This is a genomic window from Haladaptatus sp. DYSN1, assembly GCF_029489995.1.
Taxonomy (GTDB): domain Archaea; phylum Halobacteriota; class Halobacteria; order Halobacteriales; family Halococcaceae; genus QDMS2.
In genome coordinates this window covers 65880-79890 of record NZ_CP120470.1, presented here as the reverse complement: position 1 = coordinate 79890, position 14011 = coordinate 65880, and the positions used below count along the sequence as shown (strand labels likewise).

The 14011-nt window shown below is 63.3% G+C and carries 11 protein-coding genes; 9 read left to right on the top strand and 2 right to left on the bottom strand.

Going from position 1 to position 14011, the window contains the following annotated elements; genetic code table 11:
• Positions 1-56 precede the first annotated feature (56 nt).
• Positions 57-950, top strand: coding sequence for a MinD/ParA family protein (locus P0648_RS00410; protein ID WP_276246224.1), 894 nt, complete (start codon positions 57-59; stop codon positions 948-950).
• Positions 951-1108: 158 nt separating this feature from the next.
• On the opposite strand, the gene argS is transcribed toward P0648_RS00410, so the two are convergent.
• Together argS and P0648_RS00400 are read right to left on the bottom strand one after the other, a co-directional pair.
• Entirely contained in the window at positions 1109-2857 is a 1749-nt protein-coding gene (argS, locus tag P0648_RS00405; RefSeq protein ID WP_276246225.1) for an arginine--tRNA ligase, read from the bottom strand.
• Positions 2858-2896: 39 nt separating this feature from the next.
• Entirely contained in the window at positions 2897-3340 is a 444-nt protein-coding gene (locus P0648_RS00400; protein ID WP_276246226.1) for an HTH domain-containing protein, read from the bottom strand.
• 383 nt (positions 3341-3723) lie between these two features.
• On the opposite strand from P0648_RS00400, the gene P0648_RS00395 reads away from it, so the two are divergent.
• The 8 genes from P0648_RS00395 (at position 3724) to P0648_RS00360 (ending at position 13997) form a co-directional block, all read left to right on the top strand.
• Positions 3724-4890, top strand: a complete 1167-nt coding sequence (locus tag P0648_RS00395; RefSeq protein ID WP_277504831.1) for a MarR family transcriptional regulator — start codon at positions 3724-3726, stop codon at positions 4888-4890.
• A gap of 207 nt (positions 4891-5097) precedes the next feature.
• Positions 5098-6501 (top strand): arylsulfotransferase (asst), encoded by a 1404-nt coding sequence (locus tag P0648_RS00390; protein WP_277504830.1) that lies wholly within the window; start codon positions 5098-5100, stop codon positions 6499-6501.
• A 390-nt stretch (positions 6502-6891) separates the two neighbouring features.
• A complete protein-coding gene (locus tag P0648_RS00385) occupies positions 6892-8790 on the top strand; it encodes a glycosyltransferase family 39 protein (protein ID WP_277504828.1) in 1899 nt (632 codons plus the stop codon).
• Positions 8777-10258, top strand: coding sequence for a sulfatase (locus P0648_RS00380; protein WP_276246230.1), 1482 nt, complete (start codon positions 8777-8779; stop codon positions 10256-10258). Before P0648_RS00385 ends, P0648_RS00380 begins: the two co-directional genes overlap by 14 nt.
• Positions 10259-10260: 2 nt before the next feature.
• On the top strand, positions 10261-11325 hold the full coding sequence (locus P0648_RS00375) for a lysylphosphatidylglycerol synthase transmembrane domain-containing protein (RefSeq protein ID WP_277504827.1): 1065 nt from the start codon (positions 10261-10263) through the stop codon (positions 11323-11325).
• A 73-nt stretch (positions 11326-11398) separates the two neighbouring features.
• The gene (locus P0648_RS00370) at positions 11399-11920 is read left to right on the top strand and encodes a DedA family protein (RefSeq protein ID WP_276246232.1); all 522 of its coding nucleotides are present in this window, start codon (positions 11399-11401) and stop codon (positions 11918-11920) included.
• 18 nt (positions 11921-11938) lie between these two features.
• Complete coding sequence (locus tag P0648_RS00365) at positions 11939-12391, top strand: metal-dependent hydrolase (RefSeq protein WP_276246233.1); 453 nt, start codon at positions 11939-11941, stop codon at positions 12389-12391.
• 145 nt (positions 12392-12536) lie between these two features.
• A complete protein-coding gene (locus P0648_RS00360) occupies positions 12537-13997 on the top strand; it encodes a sugar porter family MFS transporter (protein ID WP_277504825.1) in 1461 nt (486 codons plus the stop codon).
• The last annotated feature ends 14 nt before the right edge of the window (positions 13998-14011 follow it).

The window sequence follows — 14011 nt, the reverse complement described above, 5'->3', positions numbered from 1 at the left end:
GTTCATCACCCGATTCTTTATAGTGACCTTTGCCGTGTGTATGGATGACACGCGCAATGGCTGGGGAACTCTACGCGGTGGCAGGCGGCAAAGGCGGCGTTGGAAAGACGACGACGGCGGCGTGCTGTGCCCTCCTCGCTCACGAGGCCGGACACGAGGTGGTCGTCGTGGACGCCGACCTCGACATGCCGAACCTCGCCGCGCTCTGTGGCGTTTCGGTGGCCGGGCCGACGCTTCACGACGTCCTCGCAGACGAGGCGGCCCTCGCCGATGCCATCGTTTCCGGTCCGACCGGCCTCGCGCTCGTTCCCGGTGACCGTCGTCTCACTAAGTACGCGGACGTTGACCCGGCGGGCCTCGGGGCTGTTCTCTCGGAACTCGCAGCCGACTACGAATACGTGTTCGTCGATACCGGCGCGGGAATCACCCACGAAGGGGCGATTCCGCTGACCGTCGCGAGTGGGGTTCTGCTGGTCACGACGCCGGTTCCGGTCGCCGTGGACGACGCCGCCCGGACGGCGGCGCTCACAGAACGCCTCGGCGGCACGGTCAGCGGCGTGGTGGTCACGCGGGCCGGCGACCACGGCCTTTCGACCGAGGAAATCAACGCCCGCATCGGGTACGACGTGCTCACGACCGTTCCGACGGACCCCGCAATCGAAGCGGCCCTCGCCGAGGAACGCCCGCTCTCGTCGGCCGACGGGCCGGCGATGACGGCCTATCGTGACCTGGTCGCTCGGCTGGTCGGCGACGACAGCGCGCCCGAGGCGGATGCGTCCACGGAAGCCGCACCGACGACGCCGAGCGAGGAGACGGCCCCGGAACCACAGGCGCGTTCGACCGACGAGCCAGACCCGCTCGACGAGGAAGCCGCGCCCACAGCGTCCACAGAGCCGTCGAAAACAGAGTCCCGCGGCCTCCTCTCTCGACTGGCCGGGCTGTTCGGCTGAAAGAAAACATCTAAGCAACCCCTGGCCTCACAGACGCGTATGGAGAAAAATGAGTCCGTTCGACTGAGTTGGATACTGTTGTTCCTGCTGCTCGCCATCGGCTTCGGGGCGATGGTCCTGCTCGGTGCGGGTGGCAGCCTTACGGCGTAACCCGATTTTCACATCGACGTCGGCGCGGCAATCCCGAGCACGGAGAGAGCGTTCGCGATGGTCGTCCGGGAGGCGGCGACGAGCGCGAGACGCGCCGACCGCACCGTTTCGTCCTCCTCTGAGAGCACTGGGCACTCGCGGTAGAAGCGGTTGAACGCCTCTGCGAACTCGCGGGTGTAGGTCGCCACGATGTGTGGGCGCAGTTCCTCGGCGGCTTCTTCGATGACGGCGGGGAACCGGGCAATCTGCCGGATGAGTGCGCGTTCCGGTTCGGTCGAGAGCACACTGGCATCGATTTCTGTCGGCACGTCGGCCTCGTCTAAGATGCCACACGCGCGAGCGTGGACGTACTGGACGTACGGCGCACTCTGGGCTTCGAAGTCGAGGGCCTGTTCCCACTCGAACGTGATGCCCTTCGTTGGCTGTTTCGAGACGATGTCGTAGCGAACCGCGCCGATGCCGACCTGTTCTGCGATGCGCTGGATGTCTTCTTCGGTGAGTTCGTCGTCGCGCAGGCGGGTGTCGAGGCGGGATTCGACCTCGTCGCGGGCGCGAGCGATGGCCTCGTCTAACAGGTCGTCTAAGTCGATGCCCGTCCCGCGGCGGGTGCTCATGCCGCCTTCGGGGAGGTTGACCCACGAGTAGTGAATCGACTGGAGTTTGCTCGTGTCGTTGCCGAGGATGTCGAGGGCATACTTGAGCTGGTCTGCCTGCAGTTTGTGATCTTCACCCAGGAGCGTCACGGCGCGGTCGAAGTTCTCGAACTTCCACTCGTGGTGGGCGAGGTCGCGCGTCGTGTACAGCGAAGTGCCGTCAGAGCGCAGGAAGACGAGGTTCTTCTCGATGCCGAACTCGTCGAGTTCGAGTTGCCACGCGTCGTCTTCGAAGACGGCGTATTCTGACTCCTTCAGGCGGGTGACCACGTCGTCGCAGGAGCCATCGCGCATGAAGGTAGTCTCCTTGACGAAGCGGTCGAACTCGGCCGGCAGCCGCTCCAGCGTGTTCTTCATGCCGCCGAGGACGGTGTCGACGACGTACTGGACGCGCTCGTAGGTGTCCTCGTCGCCCTCCTCGATACCTTGCAGGATGGCCGCGATTTCGGCTTCTGCTTCCTCGACTGCCTCCGGGTCTGCCCCCTCTAAGAAGGCGTTGCCCTTGCGGTAGTAGCGCACGAGGTCGTATTCGGGGCTGTCGCGTTCTGGTTCCTCGTCCAGGTCCTCCTCGTCGAACGTCTCGTAGGCCCACGTGAACACGGCCATCTGGCGGCCCGCGTCGTTTACGTAGTAGTGGGTCTCCACGTCGTTACCGGCGAAGTCGAGGACGCGACTGAGTGCGTCTCCGATGATGGGATTGCGGGCGCGGCCGACGTGAATCGGTCCCGACGGATTGGCGCTCGTGTGCTCGACGACGACAGAGTCGCCGGTCGGTTCGAGGCGGCCGTAGTCGTCGCCCTGGGCGGCGTCGAGGGTTCCCTCGTAGTACTTCTCGGTCGGGAGGAAGTTCAGGTACGGGCCAAGTGTCTCCACCGATGCGAGGTACTCGTAGGGGTCGGTGTCGATGGCGTCGGCGATGTCCTGGGCGATTTTCGGCGGTGGTGCGCCCGCTTCGCTCGCGAGGCGAAACGAGGCGCTCGACGCCAGCACGGCGTCTACGTCTTCGGGTGGCTCTTCGATTCCCAGGTCCTCCGCCGGAAGCGAAAGCTGGGTGAGCGCGTCGGACAGGGCCGCTTGCACGTCTGCCCGAAATGAGAGGAACATACCTGCAGTTTACCAGCAGGCGGTATAAGAAAACGGGTTTCAGCCGAGATTCTCGAGTGGCTGTTCGGCCGCGAGTTTCTCGAGCAGGTCGGGCACGCTCTCGGTGCCGTCGGGTTTCGAACACGGGTAGACGCCGCGAATCTCACCCTGGTCGCGCACCAACACGCACATGATGGGCAGGGTGAGTTTCTCCTGCTCGTGGCTCCGACCGGGACGCGTCTTGAAGAACGGTTCCATCGAGCATTCTGCGTCACAGAGCGCCCGCTCGATCTCCGCGACGGTCCGGAGCGTCTGCTCTTCGGTGTCGTCACCGACGCCGACGCGACTGCTCCACAGGTTGACAGATACGTCCGCGAGCGTGTCACCGTCTGCGTATTCACGCAGTGTTTCGACCATTTCACGCTGGCGTTGCTGTGCTTCCCACGGCACGAACGCCCGCATGTACACCTCCACCTCCAGTTCCCTCGTGAGCGCGAGACTCATTGTGGACTGTACTATGTGAACCACCCATATTAATGTTTTCTCGCAAATAGTTTGGTTGAAATAATATTCCTTTAGGGGACATTAATCGCTCCGCCTTCCGGTGATTTCGAACTGGGCGTCAGACACATGGCAGGATGTGGGACACTCTCTAGCACGCCCGCCGGTTGGCGATGTTGACTCTTCCGACACGGGTCACTTGTCGCGGGGGATACATCGAGTTGCGCTTGCAGATTCCTGCCAGCACAATTGATTGTACGAGTGTTAGAAATATTCGCATTTATTGCACAAAATATCTAGAAAACACCCTCGAAAGTATACGAATTTCAACACAATGGCCATAACATATAATTGTTCTACTATTCGATTCACAACCAATTTGCCCCATGCCTCACTCCAACGCGTTCAAATACCTCCCCCTGTTGGCGGCGCTACTCGTTGCTATCGCGTTTTTTCCGATGGTGGCAGTCGCAGACCAACAGATTCCGAAATCCGTCGCGCTCTCCGGTAGCGACGGGCCACCTGGCACGACTGACGCCGCGCTCGAATTCGCCGTCCCGACGCCGATGGACGCCGACGTTGACGGCGACGGCGTAAACCAGGCGACTGAGACTCGCCTCGGAACGGACTCCACCGCGAGTGACACCGATGGCGACGGACTCGAAGATGGCGCCGAACGACGCCACGGTACCGACCCGACGCAAGCGGACACGGACGGTGATGGCGTCGACGACGGAACCGAGATTCACCAGTCGCTCGACGCGCTGGCAGCCGATACGGACGGCGATGGGCTCACCGACCGCGAGGAACTGGACGGACCGACGGACCCGACGGCCGTCGATACCGACGGTGACGGCCTCAGCGACGGCGAAGAGCGAAAACAGGGAACGGTTGCGACCCAACCCGACACCGACGGCGATGGGCTGACTGACAGTGCCGAGGTGAAACGTACCGGGTCGAATCCGCTGGTCACCGACTCGGACGGTGACTTCCTGAGCGACCAGAGCGAACTGAGCCTCGGCGGCGACCCGACCAATTGGCTGTCCCCGATTACGGTTCCCGGCACCTTCGCTGGCTTCCTCTTCGGCGTGGTGCTTTCGGTCGGCATCTCGAATCGCCGGCTCCGGCCCGGTCGGCTCCTCGACGGAGCGGTTGCCCTCCGCTCGCGAATCGAGCGCGGAGACGACGCCGCACAGGCCACAACGCACAGCGCCGAACCGGTTACCGAGCCTTCGGCGGACGAACCGTCCACCGACAAGCCAGCGGACACCATCTACTCCGACGAAGCCTTCATCGAACACCTCCTCTCCGCGAGCGACGGCCGACTAAACCAGGCGGCTATCGTCTCGCAAACCGACTGGTCCAAGTCGAAGGTTAGCCGCCTGTTATCGGCGATGGCAGACGACGGGGACGTGGTCAAAATCCAACTCGGCCGCGAGAACCTCATCTGTCTCCCGGGCGCGGAACCGGCCATCGTGAGATCCACTGGCCGAGACGACCGACGCGATTCGGCCCCGCCCACCTCGTTTGGCAACGCGGCTAACTCGGAGTAGGTCCGTCTCCGCTCCGGACGTGAGTTCGTGAGTGGCAACAATGTTTCACGCACCCACAGCTCACATCGGGAGGTGAGCGAGCGGGATAGCCGGCGGAAATTCCACGTTATCGCGGGACGCAACGGATGAAACAATCTCCCATTTATATAGCAGCACTCGCCATCTCATCGCATAACCTCCTCCATGCGCTCAAAGCGAACCTTCCGAATGGTATTCTCCGTCCTGCTCGCAGTGTCGGTTCTCACTGTTGGATACGGAGCCGCAACGGCGTCGAACAACGGGTCGTTCGAAAACCACCTCAACGAGTCTGGCGCACCCGATATGGATGCGCAGATTGCCCCCGAGTCAGACGGCATCACCGTCGTCGCAGCGGACTCGAATCAGTGGGAGGGCAATCCCACCGAGGGCCACCGGGCAACTTCCGAACTGGTCGCGTTCAACCCCGACGGTACGACGCTGTACTTCAACGGTACCCACGACCGATACTGGGACGTAGACCCGGTTCCCGGCACCGAAGCGACAGTCGAGTACGCCTTCTCCCACCACTACGAAAACGGTGGCTGTCCGACCGAGTGGGACGCAGCGTCCTACGGCGTCGACCAGGAGACGTGGGACCACTACGAGCGCGTCCACGGAACCGAGGCGTGCACGCTGAACGGTGTCGAGCGGGTGAACCTCAAAACGGGCGAGGTGACCACCGTCTGGACGCAGTTCACGCCGGGCAAGGAGGCGTCGCGCTACCACGACGTCGACCGTCTCGACGAGAATCGACTCGTCGTCGCCGACATCTACCTAGACCGCGTGTTCGTTGTGAACACCGAGACCAACGAGACGGAGTGGACGTGGAACGCCACCGAGGTCCACGAGACGAGCTCCGGCGGTCCGTATCCGAAAGACTGGACCCACATCAACGATGTCGAAATCCTCGACGACGGCCGCATCATGGTCGACATGCGCAATCACGACGAAATCATCTTCCTGAACGACGCGGGCGCAATCGAGGACATGACGCTCGGTGCCGACGACAACCACAACATCCTCTACGAGCAACACAATCCCGACTACATCCCGCCGAATCGGGGCGGCCCTGCGGTAATCGTCGCCGACTCTGAGAACAACCGCGTCGTCGAGTATCAGCGCGAGAACGGCGAGTGGAAGCAGACGTGGCTGTGGCAGGACGCGCGGATGCAGTGGCCCCGCGACGCAGACCGCCTCCCGAACGGCAACACGCTGATTACTGACTCGAACGCGGACCGCGTCTTCGAAGTGGACCAGCGCGGGAACATCGTCTGGAGCGTAAACATCGCCTTCCCGTACGAGGCAGAACGCCTCGGAACCGGTGACGAGAGCGCGGGTGGGGAGAGCGCCACCGCGCTCGGCCTCGAATCGCACTCCTCGTCGATGACCGGCAAGGCACTCATCGGCCTCAAGAGCCTGATTCCCGGCAAGTACCTCAACGGACTCATCTACATCACGCCGGTGTGGATGGGCTTCGTCGAAATCCTTGGCCTCCTCGTCGGCGTGCTCGCTGGCCTCGCGTGGGCGGGCGCGGAGGTCCGTTGGGCGATCCGTGACCGTCGAACTGAGCGCGGCCACCTTTCCTCCGAATAACGGTCTCGTTTTCACCAACCGTTCACCCTTCCACAGCCTCGAACCTTCCTCCGCCATGGTCGGTGTGCGTTGGCTCTCATCCGCTCGTGACTGGCTGGGCGGAGACCGGCGGTTCACCCGCGATTCGTGGGTGATTTGCAGACATTACGTCCGGAGTAATGTCCTATTTCATGCACTGGTTCGCTCCTGACTCCCGCTACTTCGATAATTCGGGCGTTTCTCGCATCGTTCACGTCTCGAATATTGTCTCTCTCGCTGATTCGTTTCGGCCGAACCGTCCGTTGCAACTCATGCAACAATCGTACCGGGTAATCTGCATACCCACTGTTCCTCCTCGTACGGTCCCTGCTCCAGTGGCAGACCGGCCCCCTGAAGACTCTCTCCAAACCAATGGCCACCGACAAACGGACGTTCGAGATCGCACGCCCAGACTCCCTCGACGCGAACGGATACGTCTGGCTCCTACCAGCCGTACTCGCGGGGAGTCTCGTCCACCTCATCTACCTCGGAACCCACCCCTACCCGGCGTTCGGTGCTGGCCTGTTCTTGCTGATGGCAGAACAGGTGAGCCACCACGGCTACGCGCTGCCGTCAGCCATCCCTCACTACGCGAGTTCGATTCCGTTCGCGTATCCCCCGCTGATGTTCTACGTCGTCGCGGCGCTGCGAGACCTAACCGGGGCGGATCCGCTGTTCATCAGCCGCGTTCTCCCCGGCCTCGTCACGACCACCGCGCTCGTGCCCTGTTACCTGTTCGTCAGAGAACTCCTCGACTCCGGGCGCAAGGCCGGTCTCGCGACGTTCGTCGTCGCCGTCTCGCCGCCCATTCTCCAGTGGCACATCTCGGCCGGCGGTATCGTCCGGGCACCGGCGTTCTTGTTCCTCGTTTCCGGGCTGTACACCGGTCTGATGCTGTTCAAAACCCGTCGCCCGAAGTGGCTCGTGGCTTCGCTCGGCCTCTTTTCGCTCACGATTCTGACCCACCCCACCTACACGATATTCTTCGTTCTGAGCTATCTCTGTCTGTTCGCTGGATTCTCCCGGACCATCTCCGGGCTTCGGGACGGCGCCATCGTCGGCGTCGGCGGCCTCGTCCTCACCGTCCCGTGGTGGGGACAGGTACTAGCGACCCACGGCACGGCGGTGTTCTCGGGCGCCGCAGGTACCCACGGCGGCCTCGCCCAAAAAGTCCCGGCTGTGCTGAGTGACGTCGTCTCGACGCTGGTGCCGGGCGGGCCCGCAATCTCGCGTGGCACCCACTCGGCGGAACTGGTCAGCATCCAGCCGTGGTTCGGCGACCTGAGCGTCGTTGGATTCCTGCAACTCGTCGGCGGCGTCGTCCTCTTCGTCGGCGCGGCCGCGTCACTCGTCATCGCCGACGAGGACACACAGTCGAAACTCGCCGCCTTCGTCTCCGCGCAAGTCGCCGCCACTCGCGGCGAATTTGCCAACCTTCCCGTCTTCGGTGACGGGTCCCATCCACGGGTGACCGCGTTCCTCCTCGGATGGCTTTTCCTGACCGTCACCATCGTCTCGCAACACCGGTTTGCCTATCTGATTCACTCGATACTCGTTGCGATTCTCGTCTACGAGTACCTCCTTCCGACGCTCGACGACATCGCACCGCGACCCACGCGACAGCAGGTCGAATTCGGCGTCCTGCTCGTCCTCGCCGTCTCCTGTCTGAGCGTTGGCGGCCTCTACGCCGCGAGCCAACTCGATAGCCACGGAGGGAGTGCGTCGCTCCCCGCGTTTATCGACGACAGCGACGCGGCGGCGATGTCATGGGCGGCGGAGAACACGGACCCGTCGGCCCGATTCCTCGTGATGGGTGACGCAGCAGAGTGGTTCCCCCAATCCACCGACCGCGCCATCACGACCGGGCCGTGGGGCATCGAGTGGAAGGGTTCTGGCGCGTACAGCACGCAACTCGCCCAGTTCATCGACGTCTCGACGTGCGCCGACGCGGCGTGCGTGAGCCAGCAGGTCGAACGGGCGGGTGTCCACCCTGACTACGTCTACGTGCCGACTGACGGCTACACCGTCCGCGGTATGGAAACCGACCCAGCCCCCGGTCTGTACGCCTCGCTCGTCGCTGCTGAAGACTACACGCTGGTCTTCGAGAACGACGGCGTGGCGATTTTCCGGGTGACAGACGCCGCCAGCGCCGATTCGCTGGCCGCAACGCAGTCGCCACCGTTGCTCGGTCCCAGCGGTGGCGCTGCAATCGACCACCACGGGACCGAGAGAGAGACAGCAACTGTCAGAGCACCTTATGACCGCAACTAAGCACAAAAACATCGTCATCGTCGTGATGGACACCGTCCGGAAGGACGCCCTGTCCGTGTACAACGCCAACCGTTCGACCTCACCGAACCTCGAACAGTTCGCAGCAAACGCCGTCGTCTTCGACCAGGCCGTCTCGCCTGCGCCGTGGACGCTTCCGGTCCACGCCTCGCTGTTTACGGGCGAGTATCCGAGTCAGCACGGGGCGAGTCAGGAAACGCCGTACCTCGCGGATTCGATAACGCTCGCGGACACGCTCTCGAACGAGGGTTACTCGACCGCGTGTTTCACGTCGAACGCGTGGATTACGCCGTACACCGGTCTCACCAGCGGGTTCGCCGTCCAGGACAACTTCTTCGAAGTGCTCCCGGGCGACTTCATTTCGGGACCGCTCGCGAAGTGCTGGCAGGTCTTCAACGACAACTCGACGCTGCGCTCTGTCACCAATCGCCTCGTCGAACTCGGAAACGACATTCACGAACACCTCGCGCAGGGCGATGGCGCGGACTCGAAGACGCCGGCCGTCGTGGACAAAGCCATCGACTTCATCGACCGGACGGAAGGCCCCTCCTTTACGTTCGTGAACCTGATGGACGCCCACCTGCCGTACTACCCGCCCGAGGAGTACCGGGAACTGTACGCCCCTGACGTCGACCCGACCGAGGTGTGTCAGAACTCGAAGGAGTACAACTCCGGAGCGCGAGACATCGACGACGACGAGTGGGAGGCGATTCGCGGCCTCTACGCCGCGGAAATCCGCCACCTCGACGCCGAACTCGGTCGCCTGCTCGATTGGCTTCGCGAGAACGACGAGGAGGACACGCTCGTCGCTGTCTGCGCGGACCACGGCGAACTTCACGGCGAACACGGCCTCTACGGCCACGAGTTCGGAATTTACGACCCGCTCGTGAACGTCCCGCTCATGGTCTCCCACCCCGACCTCGAGGCCGGGGAACGTGACGACCAGGTCGAACTGCTCGACCTCTACCACACGGTACTCGACCACGCCGGCGTCTCGCCGCGCGAACCGGCGGTTCCGCTCGACCGTCGCCGGTCGCTTCTCTCGGCCGACTACCGCGATTTCGCCGGTGGCGAGTACGCCTTCATCGAGTACGACCAGCCGGTCATCGAACTGTCGCAACTCGAAACCAAGGCGTCGAACGTGGGCATCACGCTCGACGAGAACTCTCGGTACTACTCGCGGATGCGCGGGGTGCGTCGCGCTGACGCGAAGTTCATACAGAACGAAGGGCTTCCGGACGAACTGTACTTCATCGACGACGACCCCGAAGAACTGCACGACCGTGCGGGCCGAGACCGCACGGCGGAACGCGAACTCGAGTCGGCGCTCTCCGATTTCGAAGCGACGACCGGGTCGAACTGGACGGCCCAGACCGATTCGGACGGGTCGATAGACGAGATGAGCGTCGAGGCGAAATCTCGCCTTCGGGAACTCGGCTACCTCGAATAATCGTGCCCTCACCACCAGACACACAGGCGGCCGGCGGCGACCCCACAGCGCAACCGCCGTCGACGCTCGCGTTCGACCGGAAGACCATTCTCAAAATCGGGATCGGTTTTCTCGTCGCCGTCGCGGCGCTCTACCTCGTCGGGAAGGCGTCGGGGCTCCGGGCCGTCGAAGAGTCGCTGATTTACGGCGACCACCAGTGGCTCGTCGTGGCTTGTCTCTCGACGTTCCTCGGACTCGTCGCCTGGAGCAAGGTCTGGCAAATCGTTCTCTCCATCGTCGGCATCGAAGCGAGTCTGCCCCGCGTCACCTCGACGTTCTTCGCGGGCACGTTCGCGAACTACATCACCCCGCTCGGACAGGTGGGCGGCGAGCCGCTTATCGCCTACGTCATCTCGACAGAGATGGATACTAACTACGAGAACAGTCTGACGAGCGTGGTCACCGCAGACCTGTTGAACCTCGTCCCATTTTTCGTCTTCTCGGTGGTCGGCATGGGCGTCCTCCTCGTCAGGGCGGAACTCCCGCCGGTCGTCCAGACGTCGGCCTACGGGCTCGTTGCGCTCGTCGTGGCCGTGCCGGTGACGAGTTACATCGGGTGGAATCACCGGACCGGGGTCAAGCGGGCGGTTGCAGCCGTCGTACGCCCCATCGCACGCTTCACAGACCGCATGCAGGTGGACAGCCTTCTCGCCCGCGTCGACCGCTTTTACGAGACGCTCGACGTCATCGCGACGGCACCGCGCCGTCTCGCCTACGCCCTCGTCTTCTCGTTCGTCGGCTGGGTGTTCTTCGTCCTGCCGCTCTACTTCTCCGGGCTGGTCCTCGGCGTCTCGCTCGACCTGTGGCTCGTCCTCTTTATCGTCCCGGCGAGCACACTCGCCGGATTCGTTCCGACCCCCGGGGGCCTCGGCGGCGTGGAAGTCGCACTCGTTGCGCTTCTCGTCGGCATCGTCGCCCTCTCCGCGAGCCAAGCGTTCGCGCTCGCAGTCCTCTATCGCGTCGCGAGTTACTGGTTTACCCTCGCCGTCGCCATCGTCCCGACCTTCTACGCAATCGCGAGAGCATAAGTTATGACACGTTCACTCCACACATACCGTTCGACCGTGACCATCCCGCCGTCGGCAATTCGGGTGACTGCCCGTGTTTGAGCTTTCGCTCATTCCGCCAGAACTGGGGACGCTCGGCCTCGAAATCATCCAGAAGTACGGGATGGTCGCGCTGTTCGTCCTGTTCATCCTCGAAGGCGCGATGTTGCTGTTTATCGCGCCGAGCGAGAGCCTCGTCCCCGTCGCCATCGCCTCGATGTCCACGACCGAGGAGTACGCACTCGTCATCGTTCTCTCGGTGGCTGGAGCGACCATCGGACAGTACGCCTTGTTCACGCTCGCAAAGCGTCGCGGAAAGGAGTATCTCGTCGAAAACCGGTGGTTCCGGGTCGACGAAGCGCGCATCGACACGTACGAAAACTGGTTCGGGCGCTGGGGCCCGGGCATCGTCCTGCTCAGCAACACGCTCCCGTTCGTGCGCGGCCTGTTCACCGTCCCCGCGGGTGTCGCGGAACTGAGCGATCGAGAGTTCGTGGCCTATTCGGCGCTCGGAACGCTGTGTTTCGAGACCATCCTCGCGTTCGCCACCCTCGGAGTACTCAGCCACTTCGGCTAATCTGGCTCCATCGCATCCATGCTGGACCACACGCTCTATCTCGTCTTCGCCATCGCGACTCACGGACTCGTCGGCTACGTGCTGGTTCGCACCCTGACCACCGCCCCGCCCGCGGCGGGTTTTCTGTTCGCTGTCGCTCCTGACGTGGACCTATTTTTTCACCACCTCTGGACGTTTCCGCTCGTCCATCGTGGCCTCCTCCACACTCCTGTATTCCTCGGAATACTGGCCGTCTCGTTCCTGCTGGTCGGCGCGTCCAGACGGCTGCTCTTCGCACTCTGTGTCGCCTTCGGGTCCCATCTCGTCATCGACTCGTTCACCAATGCGGGCATCCTGTGGCTGTACCCATTGACCGTCGAACACTACGCCTACGACGTCGATATTCACAGCGTTGCTGGCAACCTCGCCGTCTGGACCGTCTCGCTCGTCGTCCTGGTACTGGATGGTCACGTCCTCTCACGTCGAAGCTAATTCTCGCCGTAAACCCGGTTCAAACTGCCGAAACCTCGCTCGCTCACACTGCGGAGACGTGCCGGTTCGAATCGATAATGGTCGTTCGAAAAAAATTAATCGAAACCTTAGTAAATATTCATACAGTCGGCCCATACACCTACCTATGTCAACGGAACACGGGGGCCAGTCGACTTCGGGGCCGAACCGCCGGTTCGTCTTCGTGGCTGCTGGACTCGCGGCACTCAACGGACTACTGTTCGGCTTCGACACAGGGGTCATCTCGGGGGCGTTCCTCTACATCAAAGACGCGTTCGTCATGTCCTCGTTCGTAGAGAGCGTGGTCGTGAGCGGCGCACTCGTCGGCGCGGTCATCGGTGCGGCCGTCGGTGGTCGCCTCGCAGACCGCATCGGTCGCCGGTTGCTCATCATCGTCGGGGCGGTGGTGTTCTTCCTCGGGTCGTTCATCATGGCCGTCGCGCCGACCGTCGAAATCCTCATCGCCGGGCGCATCATCGACGGCATCGCGATTGGCTTCGCGTCGATGGTCGGCCCGCTCTACATCGCCGAAATCTCCCCGCCGAAGATTCGCGGGTCGCTCGTCTCGCTCAACCAACTCGCCATCACGACCGGGATTCTCGTCTCGTACTTCGTGAACTACGCCTTCACCGACGGCCCGATTCTCGCGCTCGCCCAGGACGTCCTCGGTGCGGCGGGCTGGCGCTGGATGCTCGGGGCCGGGATGGTCCCCGCTGTGGTCCTCGGCGTCGCCATGATGTGGATGCCGGAGAGTCCGCGGTGGCTCGTAGAGGAGGGCCGCGAACGCGAAGCGAAATCCGTCCTCGCGCGGACCCGCGGCGACGAAAACGTCGAGGCGGAACTCGAACAGATTCAGGAGACGGCGCGAAAACAGGCCAGCACCGGCCTCTCGGACCTCGTGGAGCCGTGGATTCGCCCGGCGCTCGTCGTCGGCATCGGTCTCGCCGCTTTCCAGCAGGTGACCGGCATCAACACGGTCATCTACTACGCGCCGACCATCCTCGAATCGACCGGCTTCGACAGTTCCGCGTCCATCCTCGCGACGGTCGGCATCGGCGTCGTGAACGTCGTGATGACCATCGTGGCGGTCCTGCTGATGGACCGCGCGGGTCGTCGGCCGCTCCTCCTCGTGGGCCTCGGCGGGATGACGCTCACGCTCGCCGGCCTCGGCCTCGCCTTCTTCTTGCCGGGGCTGTCCGGCGTCATCGGCTGGGTCGCCGTCGCCAGCCTGATGCTGTACGTAGCCTTCTTCGCCATCGGTCTCGGGCCGGTGTTCTGGCTGCTCATCTCCGAAATATACCCGCTTCGCGTGCGCGGGACGGCGATGGGCGTCGTCACCGTGGTCAACTGGGCGGCGAACCTGCTCGTCGCGCTCACGTTCCTCCAGCTCATCGACGTCGCCGGTCGTCCCGGCACGTTCTGGCTGTACGCCGCACTGAGCATCGCCGCCCTCGTGTTCACCTACTATCTCGTTCCCGAGACGAAGGGGCGTTCGCTCGAAGAAATCGAGGCCGATCTTCGCGGAAACGCCTTCGGTGACGCCTCCACGGGCGGCGCGGCGAGCGGGTCCGCGACGCGAGACGACTGACGCACAGCTGAGTG